This window comes from Tessaracoccus palaemonis (assembly GCF_019316905.1).
Taxonomy (GTDB): Bacteria; Actinomycetota; Actinomycetes; order Propionibacteriales; family Propionibacteriaceae; genus Arachnia; species Arachnia palaemonis.
Genome location: NZ_CP079216.1, coordinates 2,270,956 through 2,292,921, shown reverse-complemented (window position 1 = coordinate 2,292,921; position 21,966 = coordinate 2,270,956). Strand labels below are relative to the sequence as shown.

Annotated in this window: 22 protein-coding genes; 13 read left to right on the top strand and 9 right to left on the bottom strand. The window is 69.0% G+C overall.

Going from position 1 to position 21,966, the window contains the following annotated elements:
• Nucleotides 1-36 precede the first annotated feature (36 nt).
• Nucleotides 37-1,236 (top strand): elongation factor Tu, encoded by a 1,200-nt coding sequence (gene tuf, locus KDB89_RS10425; RefSeq protein ID WP_219080780.1) that lies wholly within the window; start codon nucleotides 37-39, stop codon nucleotides 1,234-1,236.
• A gap of 220 nt (nucleotides 1,237-1,456) precedes the next feature.
• Here the strand turns inward: tuf and KDB89_RS10420 are convergent, their stop codons facing one another.
• A complete protein-coding gene (locus tag KDB89_RS10420) occupies nucleotides 1,457-3,139 on the bottom strand; it encodes a glutamine--tRNA ligase/YqeY domain fusion protein (protein ID WP_219080779.1) in 1,683 nt (560 codons plus the stop codon).
• Nucleotides 3,140-3,187: 48 nt separating this feature from the next.
• Nucleotides 3,188-3,694 carry a DUF4112 domain-containing protein gene (locus tag KDB89_RS10415; protein WP_219080778.1) on the bottom strand — a complete coding sequence of 169 codons (507 nt, stop codon included), beginning with the start codon at nucleotides 3,692-3,694 and terminating at the stop codon, nucleotides 3,188-3,190.
• Between the two features lie 118 nt (nucleotides 3,695-3,812).
• On the opposite strand from KDB89_RS10415, the gene gltX reads away from it, so the two are divergent.
• The gene (gene gltX, locus KDB89_RS10410; RefSeq protein WP_219080777.1) at nucleotides 3,813-5,279 is read left to right on the top strand and encodes a glutamate--tRNA ligase; all 1,467 of its coding nucleotides are present in this window, start codon (nucleotides 3,813-3,815) and stop codon (nucleotides 5,277-5,279) included.
• Here the strand turns inward: gltX and KDB89_RS10405 are convergent.
• The 5 genes from KDB89_RS10405 to KDB89_RS10385 all read right to left on the bottom strand — a co-directional run bounded on the left by KDB89_RS10405 (nucleotide 5,272) and on the right by KDB89_RS10385 (nucleotide 10,646).
• Nucleotides 5,272-6,987: an NAD-dependent malic enzyme gene (locus KDB89_RS10405; RefSeq protein WP_219080776.1), complete on the bottom strand. Its 1,716-nt coding sequence runs from the start codon at nucleotides 6,985-6,987 to the stop codon at nucleotides 5,272-5,274. The two genes, gltX and KDB89_RS10405, sit on opposite strands and share 8 nt — an antisense overlap.
• 60 nt (nucleotides 6,988-7,047) lie before the next feature.
• A complete protein-coding gene (locus KDB89_RS10400; protein WP_219080775.1) occupies nucleotides 7,048-8,004 on the bottom strand; it encodes a glutathione S-transferase family protein in 957 nt (318 codons plus the stop codon).
• A gap of 34 nt (nucleotides 8,005-8,038) precedes the next feature.
• Nucleotides 8,039-9,790, bottom strand: coding sequence for a DEAD/DEAH box helicase (locus KDB89_RS10395; protein ID WP_219080774.1), 1,752 nt, complete (start codon nucleotides 9,788-9,790; stop codon nucleotides 8,039-8,041).
• 74 nt (nucleotides 9,791-9,864) lie between these two features.
• Nucleotides 9,865-10,308, bottom strand: coding sequence for a EutP/PduV family microcompartment system protein (locus KDB89_RS10390; RefSeq protein WP_255555880.1), 444 nt, complete (start codon nucleotides 10,306-10,308; stop codon nucleotides 9,865-9,867).
• Complete coding sequence (locus KDB89_RS10385) at nucleotides 10,287-10,646, bottom strand: BMC domain-containing protein (RefSeq protein WP_219080773.1); 360 nt, start codon at nucleotides 10,644-10,646, stop codon at nucleotides 10,287-10,289. The genes KDB89_RS10390 and KDB89_RS10385 overlap by 22 nt, the downstream gene beginning before the upstream one ends.
• An 89-nt stretch (nucleotides 10,647-10,735) precedes the next feature.
• Between KDB89_RS10385 and KDB89_RS10380 the strand changes: the two genes are divergently transcribed.
• Nucleotides 10,736-11,299: an NUDIX hydrolase gene (locus tag KDB89_RS10380; protein ID WP_219080772.1), complete on the top strand. Its 564-nt coding sequence runs from the start codon at nucleotides 10,736-10,738 to the stop codon at nucleotides 11,297-11,299.
• Here the strand turns inward: KDB89_RS10380 and KDB89_RS10375 are convergent.
• Nucleotides 11,284-11,946 (bottom strand): 3'-5' exonuclease, encoded by a 663-nt coding sequence (locus tag KDB89_RS10375; protein WP_219080771.1) that lies wholly within the window; start codon nucleotides 11,944-11,946, stop codon nucleotides 11,284-11,286. The two genes, KDB89_RS10380 and KDB89_RS10375, sit on opposite strands and share 16 nt — an antisense overlap.
• Nucleotides 11,947-11,949: 3 nt before the next feature.
• Nucleotides 11,950-13,776 (bottom strand): DUF294 nucleotidyltransferase-like domain-containing protein, encoded by a 1,827-nt coding sequence (locus tag KDB89_RS10370; protein ID WP_219080770.1) that lies wholly within the window; start codon nucleotides 13,774-13,776, stop codon nucleotides 11,950-11,952.
• Nucleotides 13,777-13,975: 199 nt separating this feature from the next.
• On the opposite strand from KDB89_RS10370, the gene pflB reads away from it, so the two are divergent.
• The 10 genes from pflB (at nucleotide 13,976) to rpsC (ending at nucleotide 21,965) form a co-directional block, all read left to right on the top strand.
• Nucleotides 13,976-16,249, top strand: a complete 2,274-nt coding sequence (pflB, locus tag KDB89_RS10365) for a formate C-acetyltransferase (RefSeq protein WP_219080769.1) — start codon at nucleotides 13,976-13,978, stop codon at nucleotides 16,247-16,249.
• Nucleotides 16,250-17,107, top strand: a complete 858-nt coding sequence (gene pflA, locus KDB89_RS10360; protein WP_255555879.1) for a pyruvate formate-lyase-activating protein — start codon at nucleotides 16,250-16,252, stop codon at nucleotides 17,105-17,107.
• A 272-nt stretch (nucleotides 17,108-17,379) separates the two neighbouring features.
• On the top strand, nucleotides 17,380-17,691 hold the full coding sequence (rpsJ, locus tag KDB89_RS10355; protein ID WP_015071250.1) for a 30S ribosomal protein S10: 312 nt from the start codon (nucleotides 17,380-17,382) through the stop codon (nucleotides 17,689-17,691).
• Nucleotides 17,692-17,702: 11 nt separating this feature from the next.
• Nucleotides 17,703-18,359, top strand: coding sequence for a 50S ribosomal protein L3 (gene rplC, locus KDB89_RS10350; RefSeq protein WP_219080768.1), 657 nt, complete (start codon nucleotides 17,703-17,705; stop codon nucleotides 18,357-18,359).
• Entirely contained in the window at nucleotides 18,356-19,246 is an 891-nt protein-coding gene (rplD, locus tag KDB89_RS10345) for a 50S ribosomal protein L4, sunset domain variant (RefSeq protein ID WP_219080767.1), read from the top strand. Before rplC ends, rplD begins: the two co-directional genes overlap by 4 nt.
• Nucleotides 19,243-19,554, top strand: a complete 312-nt coding sequence (gene rplW, locus KDB89_RS10340; protein ID WP_219080766.1) for a 50S ribosomal protein L23 — start codon at nucleotides 19,243-19,245, stop codon at nucleotides 19,552-19,554. The genes rplD and rplW overlap by 4 nt, the downstream gene beginning before the upstream one ends.
• Before the next feature lie 30 nt (nucleotides 19,555-19,584).
• Complete coding sequence (gene rplB, locus KDB89_RS10335) at nucleotides 19,585-20,421, top strand: 50S ribosomal protein L2 (RefSeq protein WP_219080765.1); 837 nt, start codon at nucleotides 19,585-19,587, stop codon at nucleotides 20,419-20,421.
• 18 nt (nucleotides 20,422-20,439) lie between these two features.
• The gene (gene rpsS / locus KDB89_RS10330; protein WP_219080764.1) at nucleotides 20,440-20,721 is read left to right on the top strand and encodes a 30S ribosomal protein S19; all 282 of its coding nucleotides are present in this window, start codon (nucleotides 20,440-20,442) and stop codon (nucleotides 20,719-20,721) included.
• Between the two features lie 27 nt (nucleotides 20,722-20,748).
• Complete coding sequence (rplV, locus tag KDB89_RS10325; RefSeq protein WP_219080763.1) at nucleotides 20,749-21,150, top strand: 50S ribosomal protein L22; 402 nt, start codon at nucleotides 20,749-20,751, stop codon at nucleotides 21,148-21,150.
• 2 nt (nucleotides 21,151-21,152) lie between these two features.
• Nucleotides 21,153-21,965 (top strand): 30S ribosomal protein S3, encoded by an 813-nt coding sequence (gene rpsC, locus KDB89_RS10320; RefSeq protein WP_219080762.1) that lies wholly within the window; start codon nucleotides 21,153-21,155, stop codon nucleotides 21,963-21,965.
• The last annotated feature ends 1 nt before the right edge of the window (nucleotide 21,966 follow it).

Sequence of the window (21,966 nt, the reverse complement as noted above, 5' to 3'; positions counted from 1 at the left end):
GCAATCCCGCCTGGCGAGATCCAAGAAGGAGCCCTCGTGGCAAAGGCCAAGTTTGAGCGGACCAAGCCGCACTGCAACATCGGCACCATCGGACACGTCGACCACGGCAAGACCACTCTGACCGCGGCGATCACGAAGGTGCTTCACGATCGCTACCCGCAGTGGAACGCCGTCTCCGCGTTCGACCAGATCGACAAGGCGCCCGAAGAGCGTCAGCGCGGTATCACCATCTCGATCGCGCACGTCGAGTACCAGACCGAGAAGCGCCACTACGCTCACGTTGACTGCCCCGGCCACGCCGACTACGTCAAGAACATGATCACCGGTGCCGCTCAGATGGACGGCGCGATCCTCGTGGTCGCCGCCACCGACGGCCCGATGGCTCAGACCCACGAGCACATCCTCCTGGCCCGCCAGGTCGGCGTTCCCGCCATCGTCGTCGCCCTCAACAAGTGCGACATGATCGACGAGGCCGACGCCGACCTCATCGACCTGGTCGAGATGGAGCTCCGCGAGATCCTCTCCGCTCAGGAGTTCGACGGCGACAACCTCCCGATCGTCCGCGTCGCCGCCTTCCCGGCGCTGAACGGCGACGAGAAGTGGGCCGACTCGATCATGGAGCTCATGGACGCTGTCGACGAGTACATCCCGCAGCCCGCGCGTGACACCGAGAAGCCCTTCCTGATGCCCGTCGAGGACGTCTTCACGATCACCGGTCGTGGCACCGTCATCACGGGTCGTATCGAGCGCGGCATCGTCAAGACCGGCGAGACCGTCGACATCGTCGGCATCCGCGAGGACAAGCAGACCACCACCGTCACCGGTGTCGAGATGTTCCGCAAGATCCTCGACGAGGGTCGCGCTGGCGAGAACGTCGGCCTGCTGCTCCGTGGCACCAAGAAGGAGGACGTGGAGCGCGGCATGGTCGTCATCAAGCCCGGCTCGACCACGCCCCACACCGACTTCGAGGCCTCGGTCTACGTGCTCACCAAGGAGGAGGGTGGCCGTCACAAGCCGTTCTTCTCCAACTACTCGCCCCAGTTCTACTTCCGTACGACTGACGTGACCGGCGTCGTCCAGCTCCCCGCTGGCACCGAGATGGTCATGCCCGGCGACAACACCGAGATGACCGTTCACCTGAACAAGCCGATCGCCATGGAGGAGCAGCTCAAGTTTGCTATCCGTGAGGGCGGCCGCACCGTCGGTGCCGGCAACGTCACCAAGATCATCAAGTGAACTGATTCGCTGATCTAGAGCAGAGGGTCGCGCAGCTCCGGCTGCGCGGCCCTTTCTCTATGCCCGGGCGACGATGAGCACATCCTCCTGCTCATGGGCCGATTTGGCCCGAAAGACTGCCTTTTCGGCGACGACAAGTGTGTCGTGCTCATCGCGGCACAGATGGAGGCGCCCTCCCGTGATCCGGGAGGGCGCCTCGTGTGTCTGCGGCGGGGCGGGGTCAGCCCTTGCGCTTCTGGATGGCCGCCCACTCGTCGCGCAGCCCGACGGTGCGGTGGAAGTACATCTCCTCGTCGGGGTCGACGGCGAAGTAGCCGAGCCGCTCGAACTGCACGACCTCGCCGCCCGCGGCCTCCTCCAGGGCCGGCTCGACCTTGCATCCCGTCAGCAGCTCGCGGGAGTTCGGGTTCAGGTCGTCGAGGGGCTCCCCGGTGGCGTCGCCCGGCACCTCGGCGCTGAACAGCCGCTCGTACAGCGCGGCCGTCGCGTCGACGGCGTGGGGGAGCGAGACCCAGTGCATGGTCGACTTCACGCGCCTGCCGTCGGGGGCGTCGCCGCCGCGGGTGGCCGGGTCGTAGGTGGCGAGCACCTCCACGACGTTGCCCTCGGTGTCCTTCACGACGTCGGTGGCCGTCACGAAGAACGCGCCGCGCAGCCGCACCTCGCGGCCGATGGACAGCCGGAAGTACTTCGGCGGGGGAACCTCGCGGAAGTCGTCCTGCTCGATCCACAGCTGCCCGGTGAAGGGCACCTGCCGGGTGCCGTCCTCGGGCCGCTCCGGGTTGTTGGTCACCTCGAAGTGCTCGACGACGGGCAGTCCGGCCTCGTCGACGGGCCAGTTGGTGATCGTCAGCTTCAGGGGCCGCAGCACAGCCATCCGGCGCTGCGCGGTCTCGTTGAGTTCGCGACGCACGTAGGACTCGAGCGCCTCCATGGACTGGCGCGAGTTGGTGCGCGTGGTGCCGACCTCACGGCAGAAGGAGCGGATCGCCGAGGCCGGGTAGCCACGGCGGCGCAGACCGCCGATCGTGGGCATCCGGGCGTCGTCCCAGCCGTCGACGATGCCGTCGGCGACCAGCTTGGCAAGCCGGCGCTTCGACGTGACGGTGTGCGTGAACTCCAGGCGGGCGAACTCGTACTGGCGGGGCGCGTCGGGCACCTCGAGCTGGCGCAGGAACCAGTCGTAGAGCGGCCGGTGTGACTCGAACTCCAGCGTGCAGATGGAGTGCGTCACGCCCTCCAACGCGTCGGACTGGCCGTGCGCCCAGTCGTAGGTGGGGTAGATGGGCCACTCGTCGCCCGTGCGGTGGTGGTGGGCGTGGCGGATGCGGTACATGATCGGGTCACGCAGCTGCATGTTCTCCGACGCCATGTCGATCTTCGCGCGCAGCACCCGCGACCCGTCGGGGAACTCGCCCGCCCGCATGCGGCGGAACAGGTCGAGGTTGTCGGCGGGGGTGCGGTCGCGGAACGGGGACTCGACGCCGGGCCGTCCGAACCCCCCGCGCCCCTGGGAGATCTCCTCCGGGGTCTGGTCGTCGACGTAGGCGAGCCCGCGGCCGATCAGCTCCTCGGCCCACAGGTACAGCTGCGCGAAGTAGTCGGAGGCGTGGCGCACCTCGGCGGGTTCGTACCCCAGCCAGGCGATGTCGTTGATGATCCCGTCGACGAAGTCCGTCTCCTCGGTCTCCGGGTTGGTGTCGTCGAGGCGCAGGACGCAGCGCCCCCCGAAGTCGTCGGCCACGCCGAAGTCGACGACGATGGCCTTCGCGTGGCCGATGTGCAGGAAGCCGTTGGGCTCGGGTGGGAACCTCGTCTGCACCCTGCCGCCCCGCTGACCCTGCTCCACGTCCGCCGACACGGCGTCGTAGATGAAGTTCGAAGGCAGGTCCGCGGCAGTCATGGCGTCATGCTATCGGGTCCGGCCGGGAAGCGACGCCCCGCGTCTGGCTCACCCGAGGCTCGTCAGCCACGCGATCAGCAGCACGGGCACCAGCAGGATCAGCAGCATCATCCCCACGAGGATGGCCACCGCGCTGATCCAGTACAGGACGGAGGCGTGGCGCACCTGTTCGCGGTCGTCGATCGTCCGGCGCAGCAGCCGCAGATTCCGGTTGTTCGACCGCCAGGCGGCGTCCAGCAGCGGGCCCGCGTAGGGCAGCAGGCCGACCAGCCAGTCGATCAGCCAGTTGGCGAACATCCGCAGCAGCACCGGCAGCGGCATCCGCAGCCGCACGGCGTCGACCAGGAGGGCGGACCCGAAGACCGAGCCGATGGCGGTGCCTGCCCAGGGGACCAGCGTGAGCACCGGGTCGATCCCCACGCGCAGCTTCGTGCCCGGCACCGGCACGAGGTCCTCCAGCACGTGCGTGAGCGCCGTCGTCAGGCGGGCGGGCTGCGGCCCGCGGAGCTCCCGCTCCACCTCCTGCTGCGCGGCATGGATCTCTCGACTGGTCACCCGACCAGTCTGCCCTCCCGACGGGCCCACCCCAGCCGCTGTCGCCGGGGACCGGGGGAGGCCCAGGGACGTCCCGCAGCCGGGGCAGGGGGCCGTCGGCACTAGACTCAGGGGCACTATGACTGCAGATGTTCCCGCGCGCACCCGAGTAGCCCCCTCGCCCACCGGAGACCCGCACGTCGGCACCGCCTTCATGGCGCTGTTCGACCTTGCCTGGGCCCGTAGGACCGGCGGCCAGTTCGTGCTCCGGATCGAGGACACCGATCAGAACCGCCTCGTCGAGGGCTCCGAGCAGCAGATCTACGACTCCCTCGAGTGGCTCGGCCTCAGCCCGGATGAAGGCCCGCACGTCGGCGGCCCCTACGCCCCCTACCGCCAGTCAGAGCGGCTGGACACCTACCGGCCCTTCGTCGACCAGCTGATCGCCGACGGCCACGCCTACCACTGCTGGTGCAGCGCCGAGCGGCTCAAGGAGCTGCGCGCCGAGCAGGAGCGGAACAAGCTGTCGACCACCGGCTACGACCGCCTCTGCTACGGGAAGACCCGCGAGGAGCGCGCTCAGCTGCCCGGCTTCAGCGAGACCCCCGTCGTGCGCATGCTCATCCCCGACGACGTCGAGCTCGAGTTCACCGACGTCATCCGCGGCTCGGTGAAGGCGCCGCGACCCGACGACCAGGTCATCCTCAAGGCCGACGGCTTCCCGACCTACCACCTGGCGGTCGTCGTCGACGACCACCTGATGGGCATCAACACCGTCGTGCGGGGAGAGGAGTGGATCTCCTCCACGCCCAAACACGTCCTCCTCTACCGGTGGCTCGGCTGGGAGCAGCCGGCCTTCGCACACATGCCGCTGCTGCGCAACACCGACAAGTCCAAGATCTCCAAGCGCAAGAACCCCGCCGCGCGGCTCATGTGGTTCAAGGAGGCGGGCTACCTGCCCGAGGCCGTGCGCAACTTCCTGCAGCTGCTCGGCTACGCCGGCGACGAGGAGCACGAGGTCTCGACGTTCGAGGAGTTCGTGGAGCGCTTCTCCTGGGACAAGGTCAACACCACGGGCCCGATCTTCGACCTGAAGAAGCTCGACTGGCTCAACGGCCACTACCTGCGCCAGCTGAGCGCCGACGAGCTCGCCGACACCATCGCCGCCTTCGCCTCCGAGACCGGTCAGTGGAGCGAGCCGACCCACCGCCAGCTCGAGATCCTCCGCGCGGCCGTCCCGATCATCCAGGAGCGCCTCGTCCTGCTGAAGGACGCGCTGCCCCAGCTCGACTTCCTCTTCGCGGCCGACGCCGAGCTGGTCGTCGAGGAGGACGCGGTGGCCGGCCTGAACGAGAGCGCCGCAGACGTGCTGGAGGCCGCCATCAGCGTCGCCGATCACGTGCCGTTCGACGCCGCCGCCATCCAGGCCGGGCTGCGCGAGCGCATCGTCGACGGCATGGGGATCAAGCCGAAGTTCGCGTTCGCGCCGATCCGCGTGGCCATCTCCGGCCGCAAGGTCTCCCCGCCGCTTTTCGAATCCATGGAGATCCTGGGCAGGGAGTCCTCGCTGGCCCGGCTGCGGGCGCTGCGCTCCAGCCTCAGCTGAGGATCAGCTCCGGGTAGACGGGCTGCCACATCTCGTCGAAGACCTGTTGCACGGGCTCGGTGAGCGGCGCGGACGCGATGGATTCGTCGGCCGCGACCCGCGCGACGGCGATCGCGACGGCCGCGGACACGTGCCGCAGGTCGTTGATTCTGGGCAGCAGCGGGTCGGAGGGGGAGCGCACCTGGGCCAACGAGGCCACGGCCTCGGCCGAGGCGGCGATCATCGCGTCGGTGACCCTCGTCGCCTTGCAGACGGCGACGCCGAGCCCGATGCCGGGAAACACCAGGGCGTTGTTGGCCTGCGCGATCGAATACGTCACGTCACCCAGCGTCACCGCGGGGAACGGCGAACCGGTCGCGATCATCGCCCGACCATCGGTCCAGCCCAGCAGCTCCGCGGGGGTGGCCTCCGCGAGCGCCGTCGGGTTCGACAGGGGCATGATGATCGGCCGCTCGACGTACCCGGCCATGTCCCGGACGATCGCCTCCGAGAACGAGCCCGGCTGCCCGGAGGTGCCGATCAGGACGGTCGGGTGCGTGTTGCGGACGATGTCGGCCAGCATGTAGCGGCCTACCTGGTCGAGCTCCCAGTCGCGCAGCTCGCCGACGCCGCGGGCCCACGGCCGCTGGAAGTCGCGGAACCTGAGCGTCGCGTCGTCGGTGACCAGCCCGCGGCTGCTCGTCATCCAGAAGCGCGTGCGGGCCTCCTCACGGGTCACGCCCTCCTTGACCATCAGGTCGACGAGCAGGTCGGCGATGCCGATGCCCGCGGTGCCGGCGCCGTGGATCACGAAGCGCTGCTCGGACAGCCGCTCATGCTTGGCCTTCACGCCGGCCAGCACGGCGCTGGCGACGACGGCCGCGGTGCCCTGGATGTCGTCGTTGAAGGAGCAGATCTCGTCGCGGTAGGTGTGCAGGAGGCGGTGCGCGTTGTTGGCGCCGAAGTCCTCCCAGTGGATCATGGCTCCGGGGAACACGCGGCCGGCGGCGGCGACGAAGGCCGCGACGAACTCGTCGTAGCGCTCGTCGCGCACGCGGGCCTTCTTCAGCCCCATGTAGAGGTCGTCGTTGAGCAGCGCGAGGTTGTCCGTGCCGACGTCGAGCACGACGGCCAGCATGCGGTCGGGGTCCACACCCCCCGCGGCGGTGTACAGCGACTTCTTGCCGTTGCAGATCTGGATGCCGCCGACGCCCTGGTCGCCGATGCCGAGGATGCCCTCGGAGTCCGTCACGATCAGGATGTCGACATCGCCGTCGGTCAGCCCCGTGTTGCGCAGGCACTCCTCGACGCGGTCCACCTGGTCGATCGACAGGAACACGCCTGCCATGTGCTGATACCAGAGGCTGAACTCCTTGATCGCCTCGCCGATCGTCGGCGTGTAGACGATCGGCATGATCTCCTCGATGTGGTCGGTGAGCAGCCGGTAGAACAGCACGGTGTTGCGTTCCCGCAGCGCCTGGAGGTAGGCGAACTTGTCGAGCATCGTCCGGGCGCCCCTGACCCGGCTCAGCGCCCGCGCCTCCTGGGCCTCCAGGGGGGTGATGCTGACGGGCAGCATGCCCTCGAGGCCGAGGGCGGACCGCTCCTCGTGCGTGAAGGCGGTGCCCCGGTTGATGCGGGGATCGTGGAGGACGTCCTGGCCCCGGGCCTGGACACGCACGCGGGATCCATGGCTGCCGGGCAGGACTTCGTACTGGCGGCGTGGCATGGCAGCAACTGTAGTGCGACACGCCGTCGGGAACCGGCGGGCCACAGGAACTGGTGCCTGTCAGACGCGTCCCGGGTCGCTTAGCCAGGTGGCCAGATCCGGGCCCTTCGGCACTATGCCCAGAGGATTGATGTCGCGGTGCACGATGTAGTAGTGCTGCTTGATCTGGTCGAAGCGGACGTTCTCGCCGAAGCCGGGCATCTGGAACAGGTCCCTCGCATAGCCCCACAGGTTCGGCATCTCGCTCAGCTTCTGGCGGTTGCACTTGAAGTGGTCGTGGTAGACGGGATCGAAGCGGACCAACGTGGTGAAGAGGCGGACGTCGGCCTCCGTGATCGCGTCACCCATCAGGAACCGGCGGGTCGCGAGCCGGTCCTCCAGCCAGTCCAACGCCGCGAACAGGCGGTCGTAGGCCGCGTCGTAGGCCTCCTGCGAGCCGGCGAAGCCGCACCGGTAGACGCCGTTGTTGACCTCGGTGTAGACGCGGTGCATCACCTCCTCCATCTCGTCGCGGACGTCCGCCGGCCACAGGTCCGGGGCGTCGGCCCGGTGGAACGGCTTCCACTCGAAGAACAGGTCCTCGGTGATCTGCGGGAAGTTGTTGGTGACCACCTCTCCGGTGCGCTCGTCCACGATCGCGGGGACCGTGATGCCGCGGGGGTAGCCGGGGAAGCGCCTCTCATAGGCGTCCTTGAGCCGGTGGATGCCGAGCACCGGGTCGACGCCGCCGGGGTCGAGGTCGAAGGTCCAGGAATCCGCGTCGTGCGTGGGGCCGGGGTTGCCCATCGAGATGACGTCCTGCAGGCCGAGGAGGTCACGCACGATGATGGCGCGGTTGGCCCAGGGGCACGCGAAGGCGGCGATGAGGCGGTAGCGGCCGGGCTCGACGGGGTAGTCGTCAGTGCCGGGGCGCGGCTCCGCGACGATGCGGGTGGTGATGTAGCGGGAGTCGCGGCTGAACTCCCGGCCCTTGACCGTGTAGACGCCGCCGGTGCTGTGCTCCTGCTGATCGCTCATGACCTCGACCCTACCGGCCGGGCGAGCCGGGGGATCAGCCCCGCAGCCAGCCTCGGATCGCCGTGATCCGCTCGTCGACCTCCGCCGACGAGGCCTGCGCCAGCTTCGGGCCGCCGCACTCGCGCCTCAGGTCCGCGTGCACGTGGCTGTGCGGGACGCCCTTCAGATTGGCGTACTGGCTGACCAGCGAGTTGAGCTCCTTGCGCTTCGTCGCGATCGCCCGGTGCAGCGCGACCTCCGGCTCGACCTTCCGGTCCGCGTGCTCGTGCCGCTTCACCTGGCGGCGCTGCCGGTCCGCGAGCAGCGTGCGGACCTGGCCGGCGTCCAGCAGCCCGGGGAGGCCGAGGTAGTCGGCCTCGTCCTGGCTGGTCGGCTCGGCGTGCATCCCGAAGGCCTGCGCGTCGAACAGCACGTGGTCGAAAGTCGCATGCGACTCGAGGGCCTCGAACTCGCCGAGCAGGTCGTCGGAGGCGGACTCCGAGGAGTTGGCCGCCTCCATCAGGGCCTCGGACTCGGCCCACAACCCGTCCTCGTCGTTCTTCGGCCGCCCCAGTACATGGTCGCGCTGCTTCTCGATGGTCGAGGCGTGCGCCAGCAGCACCGGCACGGTCGGGAGGAAGACGGTGGCGACCTCCCCCTTGCGGCGCGAGCGCACGAAGCGGCCGACGGCCTGCGCGAAGAACAGCGGGGTCGACGTGGCGGTCGCGTAGACGCCGACGGCGAGCCGGGGCACGTCGACGCCCTCCGAGACCATGCGGACGGCGACCATCCAGCGCTCGTCGGACCCGGAGAACGCGTCGATGCGGGAGCTGGCCAACGCATCGTCCGAGAGCACCACGCACGGCTTGACGCCCGTGAGGTCGGCCAGCAGCCGGGCATAGGCCCGCGCGGTCGTCTGGTTGGTGGCAATGACGAGCCCGCCAGCATCGGGTACGTGGCGGCGGACCTCCGTCAGCCGCGTGTCCGCGGCCCGCAGCACCGCGTTGACCCACTCTCCCGTCGGCGACAGCGCGGTGCGCCAGGCCGCGGCCGTGAGGTCCTTGGTCATCGGCACGCCGAGTTCGGCGGCCAGCTCGTCGCCGGACTTGGTGCGCCAGCGCATCGGGCCGCCGTAGTTCATGAACAGCACGGGGCGCACGACGCTGTCGGCCAGCGCCTCAGAGTAGCCATAGGTGTAGTCGGCGCGCGACTGCTTCACCCCCGGGGCCAGCTCGTCGTACGCGACGAACGGGATGGGATTGTCGTCGGAGCGGAACGGGGTGCCGGTCAGCGACAGGCGCCGGGTCGCGTGCGTGAAGGCGTAGCTGATCGCCTCGCCCCAGCTCTTCGAGTCACCCGCGTGGTGGATCTCGTCGAAGATGACCAGGAGTTCCTTGGAGTGGCACAGCGCCTCGTAGACGTAGCTGCGGGCCGCGACGCCCGCGTACGTGACGACGGAGCCGTCGTACTCCTTCGAGCGTCCGCGGCGCGAGGAGCCGCCGGTGCCGGGGTCCAGCTGGATGCCGACGCGGGCGGCGGCGTCGGCCCACTGCACCTTCAGGTGCTCCGTCGGGGCGACGACGACGATCCGACGCACCGTGCGGGAGCGCAGCAGGTTCAGCGCGATGCGCAGCGCGAACGTCGTCTTGCCTGCGCCCGGGGTCGCGACGCACAGGAAGTCGCGGGGGTCGTCGCGCTCGTAGATGTCGAGGGCCTCCTGCTGCCAGGCGCGCAGCGACGACGCCGTACCCCAGGCGGCTCGCTGGGGGAAGGCGGGGGAGAGATGCTCGAGGGCCGACGACGACACGGTCGGCCACTCTAGTCGCCGTCGCGGGCAAATCCCAACGGTGTGGTTCGGCGTCCGGGCCGTCGCGCCCGGCCTCAGGCGAGGTGCGCGAGCAGCTCCTCGACGCCCTCGCCGGTGACGGCGGAGACCCGGAAGATGTGCTCGACGCCGGTCAGCTCGAGCCACCGCTCGGCCTGGTCCGCGTCACCCTCGGGGTCGTCGATGCGGGTCACGATGCCGATGACCTCCCGGTTCACCGACCCGGTCAGGTTCGGCGGGTACAGCGAGAAGGGCTCCGTCGCGCTGAGCAGGAGACCGATGACGTCGGCCTCATAGCTGTACAGCGCCAGCCCGCGGGCCAGTTCCTTGGTCTCCGCGTACTCGCCGGGCGTGTCGATCACCACGTCGTGGTGGTTGATGTACTGCGTCTTGTGGTAGCTGATCTGTTCGCCCCTCAGCACCTGCGTCAGCGTGGTCTTGCCGCTCCCGACGCGGCCGACCAGCATGATCTTGCGCATCAGGAGCGCGAGACGGGGCACACCGTGAAACGCAGCGTGTGCTCGGCGTAGTTGAGGATCTCCCTGATCGCCTGCTCCACATTCGACAGCGTCCCGGTGAAGATCAGGGTGCCCGAGAAGCGGTCGAGGAACCCGAGTTCGATGTCGGAGGCCTTGGTCGCCAGGTCCGAGCCGATGATCGCCATCTCGGCCGGCGTCATCGTCAGCACGCCGATCGCGGACTGCGAGTAGTCGATCCCCGGGTTCAGGCCGAGCTTCTTGTAGATGATCGGCCGCGGCCGCGCGATGATGTGCGCCAGCGTGATCTGACGGCCCGGGACCGTCTCCTGGATGATGCGGGTGAGGTTGTCGTCGGCCATCGTTGCCCTCCGTCGGTTGTCACCGCCGAGTCTAGGTCCAGTGCCTCAACTCCGCGACCCGGGGCGACCCTGGCCGTAGGGTGGGGCCCGTGACTGACGACGGACCGCTGCCGGGGGAGGGCTGGAGGATCGGCGACGACGGGCTCCCGTTCCGCCGCGCCGCCCGGGTGCTGCTCTTCGACGGCGCCGGTCGCCTCCTGCTGGTGCAGGCCCACGACGCCCAGCAGCCGGAGCGCACCTGGTGGTTCACGGTCGGCGGAGGCATCGACCCGGGCGAGACGGCACGGGAGGCGGCCGTGCGGGAGGTGCTCGAGGAGACGGGGCTGGTGCTCGACCCAGGCGCTCTGACGGGCCCGGTTGCGGCCCGCAGCTCTGTCTTCGACTTCTTCGCCCGTCCGGTCCGCCAGGCCGAGGAGTTCTTCGTCGGGCGACTCGACGGCGACCTGTCCGACGAGGCTCTGGCAACCGACGGGTGGACCGAGGTCGAGCGCCACTTCGTCGACTCCCTGCACTGGTTCACGGCCGACGAGTTCGCGGCGATCGACGTCGAGGTGTTCCCCGTGGAGCTGCCGCAGCTGCTGGAGTGGCTCGCGCCCGGCTGGGACGAGACCGTCATGCTGCTCGGCGACCTGGGGCCTCAGGCGCGGACCTGAGCGAACCGGCGCAGCCCCAGCTCCTGGGCCAGGGCGAGGTACAACTCCGCGCACGCCAGGGCGTCCACGACCGCGTCGTGCCCCTTGTAGGTCGGCAGGCCGCTGCGACGCCGCAGCCGCCACAGGCGCAGCGCGTCGGCCGGGTGGTCCTCGCCGATGCCGAGCGCCCGGTGCCCCAGCACCATCGTGTCGACCGCGGGAATGCCGATCGTGATCCCGTGGAGGGAGCGCACCGCGGCGGTCAGGAAGCCGACCTCCACGCCGGCGTGGTGGGCCAGCAGCACCCGACCGACGAGGCGCTCGAAGACGAGGTCGAGTGCCGCCGCGGGAGGGATCCCGTCGGCGAGCAGCTCGTCGTCGGTCAGGCCGTGGATCACGGCGGACTGGCCGACGCCGGTGCCCGGGTTGACCAGGACGTTGGTGGCGGTGCCGAGCGGGATGCACAGCCCGTCGACGTCCACCATGCCGACCGAGAGGATGTGGTCGCTGGCCGGCGACAGCCCGGTGGTCTCGAGGTCGATCGCCAGCAGACGCAACTCCTCCAGCGGGGTGTCGCGCCCGGGCGGGGTCGAGAGCAGGAACCGCCGCAGCGGCCCGTAAGGAACGCGAGGGGCCAGGACGGCATTGCCACGTCGGAACCAGGCCATGCGTCAGCCGATGAACTGGGTCTGGAACGTCACGGTCAGGGCCTTCTGCGCCTGCGAGACGTACCAGAAGGCGTCGCGTAGCGAGCGGCGCTCGAACTCGGTGAGCTCCGACGGCGCGAGGTGATTGTCGGGCTCCTCGTCGCGGCCCACCTGCCGCCCCTGATGCTGGAGGCGCGTGTAGCCCAGGTACTCATGCGCGTCGAGCAGGTTGTCGACGTGGACGCCGTGCAGCGCGGCGGCCGCGAGCCGCGGGCGGGTGCCGACCTGCGGCAGGCCCCAGCGCAGGGCGTACAGCCGGGCGACGTCGACGATCGGCGTCAGCCCGCCCTTCTTGATGTCGAGCTGGTCCCGATGGCTGCCCTGCCGCTCGACGACAAGGCCGCGCAGGAATCCGAGCGGCACCTCGATGTCGTTCGCGTGCGAGGCGAGGTGCCCGAGGAAGCGGGAGGCGCCGGGGGCGGCGGCCAGGATCCGGCGCTGCAGACCGGCCGCCAGGTTGCCGTCGCCGAAGACCGGTCGCATGTCGAAGAAGATCGATGACCCGAGCACTGCGTCGGCGGTGGGGGAGGCCAGCCAGGCCGAGAAGGTGTGCCACCAGCCCGAGACGGGCTGCCGCCAGCGTGGGTTCGTGGCCATCACGTCACCCTGGCAGCGGGGGAAGCCGCACTCAACCAGGGCGTCGGTCAGGAACCCGGCCACGGATGCGAAGTAGTCGTCGTGCTCGGGGAGCGCCTCGTCGCTGAGGATGAACGCGTGGTCCTGGTCGGAGCCGAGGGCCTGCTCCTGACGGGCCAGGGAGCCCAGCGCGACCCAGCAGTACGCGACGGGGGGTGGCCCGAAGCGCTCCTCGGCCAGCGCCCCCAGGCGCTGCCACAGTGCCTCGGTCGTCCGGCTCACGATGCGGCCGATGTCCTCCGCGGTCGCGTCCTGGCGCAGCAGGCGCGTGACCAGGCCGGGCACGCGGCGCATCACAGCCGCCAGCCCCTCGACGTCGCCCTGGCGGGCGAGGTCACCCACGAGGTACAAGGGGCTGGAGCGCTCCAACCGCATCAGGTCGCCGGAGGTGACCATGCCGAGGAGCTGATCGCCGCGCACCACGGGCAGGTGGTGGATGCGGTTCTCGACGAGCGTGAGGAGCACGTCGAGGGCGAGCGCGTCCGGGCTGACCGTGACGGGGGAGAGCGTCATCACCTCCCGCAACGGGGTCTCCCCGGGAATCTGCCTGGCGACGACGCGGCGCAGGTCGCGGTCGGTGAGGATGCCGACCAGGCGGTCGTCGCGGGTCACGACGATCGAGGAGATGCGTTGCTCATCCATCAGCCGGGCGGCGTCGCGCACGGTGGCATCGGAGCGGATCGACACCGCGCCGCGGGTGAGCATGTCCTCGACCCGTACCTGCAGCACCGGGCCGCCCTCCGGCGCTCCCTGCTGCGTCGCGTCGCCAAGTCTCGAGGCGGTGAAGTAGCGGCTGACCTTCGGCAGCGCGACGAGCTCATCGACGACGCCGGCATCGAAGCGCCACAGCAGCGTGTCCTCGACGGTCCTGAAGCTGAACCGCGACGGGCGTCGCTCGACGATGGACGACTGCCCGAAGCACCCCCCCTCCTCCTCGATCGTGGCGAGCTGGTCGCTCACGTCGCGCACCTCGACCGCCCCGGAGCGGATCACGAACATGCTCGACGGGTGATCGCCGGCGGAGAGCACGGTGCTTCCTCGGGGGAAGTAGACGGCTTCGGCGCGCCGGGCGAGCGCGGCCAACTGACCCCGGGGGAGCGCGGACCACGGCTCGCGCCCGCCGAGGAACGCAGTCACCTCCGCCAGCTCACTCATGGGCGCGACATTACCGGCGTGCGCGCCCGCGCGGGCGCGCACGCGCGAGAGTGCCTGCGCCGCCCCGGGCTGACGCTGTCGGTGAACGCAGTGACCGGGACCCTCCTTCGATTCTGGGAAAATTACTATCGGGCGTAGTATTGACACGCACTGCTCGCCACAGTAGGCGGCGAGTTTCGTCTGTCACACCAGGAGCAAAATGTCGGCCACGGCCACCGCTAGCAAGGACCTACATCGCGAAGACCCGTGGGAGGGTTTCACCGACGGCAACTGGCGCACCGCCATCGACGTGCGCGACTTCATCCTGACGAACTACACGCCGTACGTCGGCGACTCCAGCTTCCTGGCCGGCCCCACCCGCAAGACGCTCCAGGTGTGGGACACCCTCCAGCGTGACTACCTGAGCGTCGAGCGCGCCAAGCGCGTCTACGACGTCGAGACCCACATCCCGGCGGACGTCGACGCGTTCCCCGCCGGCTACATCAGCACGGACGACGACGTCATCGTCGGCCTGCAGACCGACGTCCCGCTGAAGCGGCCGATGATGCCCGCCGGCGGCTGGCGCATGGTCGAGACCGCCATCCGCGAGGCGGGCCTGGAGCCCGACGAGCGGATCAAGGAGATCTTCACCCGCTACCGCAAGACGCACAACGAGGCCGTCTTCGACATCTACACGCCGCGGATCCGCGCCGCGCGCAGCTCCCACATCATCACCGGCCTTCCCGACGCCTACGGTCGCGGCCGCATCATCGGCGACTACCGCCGCGTCGCCCTCTACGGCGTCGACGCGCTGATCCTGGCCAAGCGCAACGACAAGCGTCGCGTGACCGACCAGGTGGACTTCACCGAGGATTGGGCGCGCTACCGCGAGGAGCACTCCGAGCAGATCAAGGCCCTCGAGAAGCTGAAGAACCTCGGCGCCAGCTACGGCTTCGACCTGTCGCGCCCGGCCGCCAACTACATCGAGGCCGTCCAGTGGACGTACTTCGCGTACCTGGCGTCCGTGAAGAGCCAGGACGGCGCCGCCATGAGCATCGGCCGCCTTTCGGGCTTCTTCGACGTCTACGCCGAGCGTGACCTGGCCGCCGGCCTGATCACCGAGTCCGAGGTCCAGGAGGCCATGGATGCGCTGGTGACCAAGCTGCGCATCGTCCGCTTCCTCCGCACGATCGACTACGACAACATCTTCTCTGGTGACCCGTACTGGGCGACCTGGTCCGACGGCGGGTTCGCCAACGACGGCCGCACGCTGGTGACCAAGTCGTCGTTCCGGCTGCTGCAGACGCTGCGGAACCTCGGCCCCGCGCCCGAGCCGAACATCACCATCTACTGGGATGACGCGCTGCCTGCCGGGTACAAGGACTTCTGTGCCGAGATCTCGATCGAGACCTCCGCGATCCAGTACGAGTCCGACTCGTCGATCCGCTCCCACTGGGGCGACGACACCGCCATCGCCTGCTGCGTCTCCCCGATGGCGATCGGCAAGCAGATGCAGTTCTTCGGCGCCCGCGTCAACGCGGCCAAGACCCTCCTGTACGCCATCAACGGCGGCCGCGACGAGGTCAGCGGCAAGCAGATCGTCGAGGGCTTCGCGCCCGTCGACGGAGACGCCCCCCTCGACTTCGACACCGTCTGGGCCAAGTACGACAAGATGCTCGACTGGGTCGTGCGCACCTACGTCGAGGCCCTGAACATCATCCACTACAGCCACGACAAGTACGCCTACGAGGCGATGGAGATGGCGCTGCACGACGACGAGATCGTCCGCACGATGGGCTGCGGCATCGCCGGCCTGTCGATCGTGGCCGACTCGCTCGCCGCGATCCGCTACGCGACCGTCACGCCCGTGCGGGACGACTCCGGCCTGGTCATCGACTACATCACCGAGGGCGAGTTCCCGAAGTACGGCAACGACGACGACCGCGCCGACGAGATCGCCCAGCTGGTCGTCAAGACCGTGATGGACAAGATCCGCGCCATCAAGATGTACCGCAATGCCGTCCCGACGCAGTCCGTGCTGACGATCACGTCGAACGTGGTCTACGGCAAGGCCACCGGCGCGTTCCCCTGCGGCCACGAGGCCGGCACGCCCTTCGCGCCGGGCGCCAACCCGGAGAACGGCGCCGACACACACGGCATGGTCGCCTCCATGATGAGCGTCGGCAAGCTGTCCTACGAGGACGCGCTCGACGGTATCTCGCTGACCAACACCATCACGCCGCCGGCACTGGGCCGCACGCACGAGGAGCGGGTCACCAACCTCGTCGGCATCCTCGACGCGGGCATGGGGGAGGGGCTCTACCACGCCAACATCAACGTCCTCAACCGCGAGACGCTGCTCGACGCCATGGAGAACCCGGAGAACTACCCGCAGCTGACGATCCGCGTCTCCGGCTACGCCGTGAACTTCGTCAAGCTCACCCGCGAGCAGCAGCTCGACGTCCTCTCGCGGACCTTCCACGAGGCGATCTGAGTGACGGACCTCCTGGTGGACGCCATCGGGCTCGACCCGGTGGCGTCCGCGCCGTCCGTCACGTCGCTGGGCGGGGTCCCGGTCGTGACGGACCTCGGGCGGGGTGACCTGTTCGCCGCGATGCGCGCCGGCGAGATCGGTTCGGTCCACTCCTGGGAGTTGGTGACGGCCGTCGACGGCCCCGGTACCCGCATGACCACGTTCGTGGCCGGCTGCCCGCTGCGCTGCCTGTACTGCCACAACCCCGACACCATGTCCGGCGCCCGGGGCCTCCCCGTCCGCGCCGACGACCTGCTCGCCCGGATCCGGCGCTACCGCGGCGTGTTCCGCGCGACAGGCGGAGGCATCACGCTCTCGGGCGGGGAGATCCTGCAGCAGCCCGCCTTCGCCGCGCGCATCCTGCGCGGCGCGAAGGACCTCGCCATCCACACGGCGATCGACACGTCCGGCTTCCTCGGCGCCGCGGCCGGCGACGAGCTGCTCGCCGACGTCGACCTCGTCCTGCTCGATCTCAAGTCGGGCGACGAGGAGACCTATGAGCGCGTCACGGGCCGCCAGCTGGCCCCGACCCTGGAATTCGGCCGCCGCCTGGAGCGCCTCGGCATCGAGACCTGGGTGCGCTTCGTGCTGGTCCCCGGGCTCACCGACGACCCGGCCAACATCGCGCGGGTCGCCGACCACGCCGCCTCGATGAGCCAGGTGACGCGCGTCGAGATCCTGCCCTTCCACCAGATGGGCCGCGACAAGTGGGCCTCGCTCGGCATGGAGTACCGGCTCGCCGACACGCAGCCGCCGACCGCGGAGTCCGTCGAGGCCGCGCGCGCCACCTTCCGCTCCCGCGGGCTGACCGTCTACTGAGCCCGGCACCCCCGCACACGCCGCCGCGCGTGTCGAAGCCCCCTGTGGGCACCCCGATTTGGCGACGGCGCCCGATCATGACAGAATGTACAAGTTGCTCCGCGAGGGACCGCGATGTGGAAACGCGTCGGACCCCGCGAGCCAGGTCTTTCGGCGCCCCGGCGCTGTGAGTGGCCAGGCTGCGACACTCCCGAGTTCGGGGGTGGGGGTGACAAGGGGTTTTACCCCGAAGGAACTTGAAATTTCCAAAGGGACGAGAAGAAGGAACGACTGTGGCTGGACAAAAGATCCGCATCAGGCTGCGGGCGTATGACCACGAGGTCATCGACAGCTCGGCGCGCAAGATCGTCGACACCGTGACCCGCACGGGCGCCAAGGTGGCCGGCCCGGTGCCGCTGCCGACGGAGAAGAACGTGTTCTGCGTCATCCGTTCGCCTCACAAGTACAAGGACAGCCGTGAGCACTTCGAGATGCGCACGCACAAGCGTCTGATCGACATCCTCGATCCGACCCCCAAGACGGTCGATTCGCTGATGCGTCTTGACCTGCCTGCGGGCGTCGACATCGAGATCAAGCTTCCGTGAGGTCTGTTGAAATGAGTGAACGAATCGTGAAGGGCATCCTGGGCACCAAGCTCGGCATGACCCAGCTGTGGGACGACAACAACAAGGTCGTACCCGTTACCGTGATCCAGGCCGGCCCGTGTGTCGTCACGCAGGTCCGCACCCCCGAGACCGACGGCTACAACGCTGTCCAGCTCGGCTTCGGCGCGATCAAGGCCAAGGCCGTCACGAAGCCGGCCGCCGGCCACTTCGCCAAGGCCGACGTCACCCCGCGCAAGCACCTCGTCGAGCTGCGCACGGCTGACGCCTCCGAGTTCACGCTCGGCCAGGAACTGACCGCAGAGGTCTTCGCCGACGGCGAGACCGTCGACGTGACCGGTACGACCAAGGGCAAGGGCACCGCCGGTGTCATGAAGCGCCACGGCTTCAAGGGCCTCAGCTCTTCGCACGGTGTGCACCGCAAGCACCGCTCGCCCGGCTCCATCGGTGGCTGCGCCACCCCCGGCAGGGTCTTCAAGGGCCTTCGCATGGCGGGTCGCATGGGCAATGACAAGGTCACCATCCAGAACCTGAAGATTCACGCTGTCGACGCCGAGCGCGGCCTGCTGCTCGTCCGTGGCGCAATCCCCGGCAACAACGGCTCCCTCGTCGTCGTCCGCAGCGCAGCTAAGAAGGGTGACGCAGCATGAGCGATCTCACTGTTGACGTGATCGACGCCTCGGGCAAGAAGGCCGGCTCGGCCGACCTGCCCGCGGCTCTGTTCGACGCGCAGACCAACATCCCGCTGATCCACCAGGTCGTCGTGGCCCAGCTGGCGGCTGCCCGCCAGGGCACCCACGACACCAAGACCCGCGGCGAGGTCCGCGGCGGTGGCATCAAGCCCTGGCGCCAGAAGGGCACCGGCCGCGCCCGTCACGGCTCGCGTCGTTCCCCCATCTGGACCGGCGGTGGCATCGTCCACGGCCCGACGCCGCGTGACTACTCGCAGCGCACCCCCAAGAAGATGGTCGCCGCCGCTCTGCGTGGCGCGCTGTCCGACCGGGCCCGCGACGGTCAGATCTTCGTCGTCTCGGAGCTCGTCTCCGGCGAGAAGCCCTCGACCAAGGCCGCGATCGCCGCGCTGACGAACGTCGCGACGGACATCAGCAAGGTGCTCGTCGTCCTCGACCGCTTCGAGGATGTCGCCTGGCTGAGCCTCCGCAACGTCCCCACGGTGCACGCCCTGGCCGTCGACCAGCTCAACACGTACGACGTGCTGGCCAACGACAAGATCGTGTTCACGTCCGCCGCTCTCGCCGCCTTCGTGGCCGGCCCCGCGTCGGGCAAGTCCTTCAAGGCCGTCGCCACCGAGTCCGAGGCTGTCGCCGAGGCCGAGGTCGCCGACGGTTCGTACCGCGGCGACAACCCGCCGGCCGGCTACGACATCAAGGGCAACCAGTCCGGCAAGTACCACACCCCCGAGTCCCCGTACTACGGCCGCACCAAGGCCGAGGTCTGGTTCAACAGCGCCGAGGCCGCCGAGGCCGCGGGCTTCATCGCCGGTGTGACCAACAACTCTGAGGAGAAGGACAAGTGACGACTGCGCTGAAGATCCGCGATCACCGCGACGTCATCCTGCGTCCCGTGGTGAGCGAGAAGAGCTACAACCTTCTCGACGACGGCAAGTACACCTTCGTCGTCTCCCCCGACGCCAACAAGACCGAGATCAAGATCGCCATCGAGGCCATCTTCAACGTCAAGGTCACCTCCGTGAACACCCTCAACCGCCAGGGGAAGCGTCGTCGCACCAAGTACGGCTACGGCAAGACCGTCGCCACCAAGCGTGCGATCGTCACCCTTGCCGAGGGCCAGAGCATCGACATCTTCGGCGGCGCGGGCGCCTGACCCGGCGGCTGCTGAGACAAGGGAACTGACATGGGTATCCGTAAGTACAAGCCGACTACGCCGGGCCGTCGTGGCTCCAGCGTGTCCGATTTCGTCGAGCTGACTCGCTCCACGCCGGAGAAGTCGCTGCTCGCCCCGAAGACCAAGACCGGTGGTCGCAACAACACCGGCCGCATCACCACCCGCCACATCGGCGGTGGCCACAAGCAGGCGTACCGCATCATCGACTTCAAGCGGTACGACAAGGACGGCGTCCCGGCCAAGGTCGCTCACATCGAGTACGACCCCAACCGCACCGCCCGCATCGCCCTGCTGCACTACGCCGACGGCGAGAAGCGCTACATCATCGCGCCGAACGGCCTGACGCAGGGCACCGTGGTCTCCGCAGGTGAGGGCTCGGACATCAAGCCGGGCAACAACCTCGAGCTGCGCAACATCCCGGTCGGCACCACGGTGCACGCCGTGGAGCTCCGCCCCGGCGGTGGCGCCAAGCTCGGCCGCTCCGCCGGCGCCGCGATCCAGCTCGTCGCCCGCGAGGGCAAGTACGCCACCCTGCGCATGCCCTCGGGCGAGATGCGCATGGTCGACGTGCGCTGCCGCGCCACGATCGGCACGGTCGGCAACGCCGAGCAGTCGAACATCAACTGGGGCAAGGCCGGACGTAACCGCTGGAAGGGCATCCGCCCGACCGTCCGTGGCGTCGTGATGAACCCCGTCGACCACCCGCACGGTGGTGGCGAGGGTCGCACCTCCGGTGGTCGTCACCCGGTGTCTCCGTGGGGCAAGCCCGAGGGCCGCACCCGCGACAAGAACAAGGCGAGCAACCGCCTGATCGTCCGTCGTCGCAAGACCGGCAAGAAGCGCTGATAAGGGAGCCTGAAAGAAATGCCACGCAGCCTGAAGAAGGGCCCCTTCGTTGACGACCACCTGATCAAGAAGGTGGACGCTCAGAACGAAAAGGGCACCAAGAACGTCATCAAGACCTGGTCGCGACGCTCGATGATCATCCCCGACATGCTCGGGCACACGATCGCCGTGCACGACGGCCGCAAGCACGTCCCGGTGTTCGTCACCGAGTCGATGATTGGCCACAAGCTGGGCGAGTTCGCCCCCACGCGCACCTTCAAGGGGCACGTGAAGGACGACAAGAAGGCCCGTCGCCGCTGAGGCGCGAGATAAGGAACTGATTCAACTATGAGCAACGAAAACGGCAACAGCCGTCGACGGGAAACCCTGCTCGGGGATCGTCCTGGCTCGTACGCCATTGCGCGCCACGTCCGGATGAGCTCCACCAAGGTCCGCCGCGTCGTCGACCTGGTCCGCGGGATGGACGTCAACGACGCCCTGACCGCGCTGAAGTTCGCGCCCCAGGCCGCCTCCGAGCCGGTCTACAAGGTCGTGGCTTCCGCCGTGGCCAACGCAGAGTCCGCTGAGGCTCTGCGCGCCGACGACCTCTACATCTCCAAGGCGTTTGTCGACGAGGGTGTCACCCTCCGTCGCATCCGCCCGCGCGCCAAGGGTTCGGCCTCCCGCATCCTGAAGCGTGGGTCGCACATCACCGTGGTCGTGGAGCCCCGCGAGACGAAGGGAGCCTGACAATGGGCCAGAAGATCAACCCGAACGGCTTCCGTCTCGGCATCACCACCGATCACAAGACGCGCTGGTTCAGCGACAAGCAGTACGCGCAGCTGGTCGGCGAGGACGTCAAGATCCGTGAGTACCTGACCAAGAACCTCGAGCGCGCCGGCATCTCGTCCATCGAGATCGAGCGTCGCTCCGAGCGCGTCACCATCTTCCTGCGCGCCGCTCGCCCGGGCATCGTCATCGGCCGTAACGGCGCCGAGGCGGAGCGCGTGCGTGGCGAGCTGGAGAAGCTCACCGGCAAGCAGGTCCAGCTGAACATCCTCGAGGTCAAGAACCCCGAGACCGACGCTCAGCTGGTCGCCCAGGGCATCGCCGAGCAGCTCGGCGCCCGCGTCGCCTTCCGTCGCGCCATGCGCAAGGCCCAGCAGACGGCCATGCGCGCCGGCGCCAAGGGCATCCGCATCAAGTGCTCCGGCCGTCTCGGCGGCGCCGAGATGTCCCGCTCCGAGGGTTACCGCGACGGCCAGGTGCCGCTGCACACCCTGCGCGCGGACATCGACTACGGCTTCTTCGAGGCCCGTACGACCTTCGGTCGCATCGGCGTCAAGGTCTGGATCTACAAGGGCGACGTCGCCGGCACCAAGGCCGAGCGTCAGGCCCAGCGTGAGGCCCGCAACTCCGCCCCCGGTGGCCGTCAGCGTCCGGGCCGTCGCCCCGGCCGCGGCGAGGGCCGTGGGGACCGTCCCGAGCGCGGTGGTCGCCGTCGCGCCGACGCAGCTCAGGCTGAGGCCCCGGCTGCGCCCGCTACTGAGAACGCAGGAGCCTGAA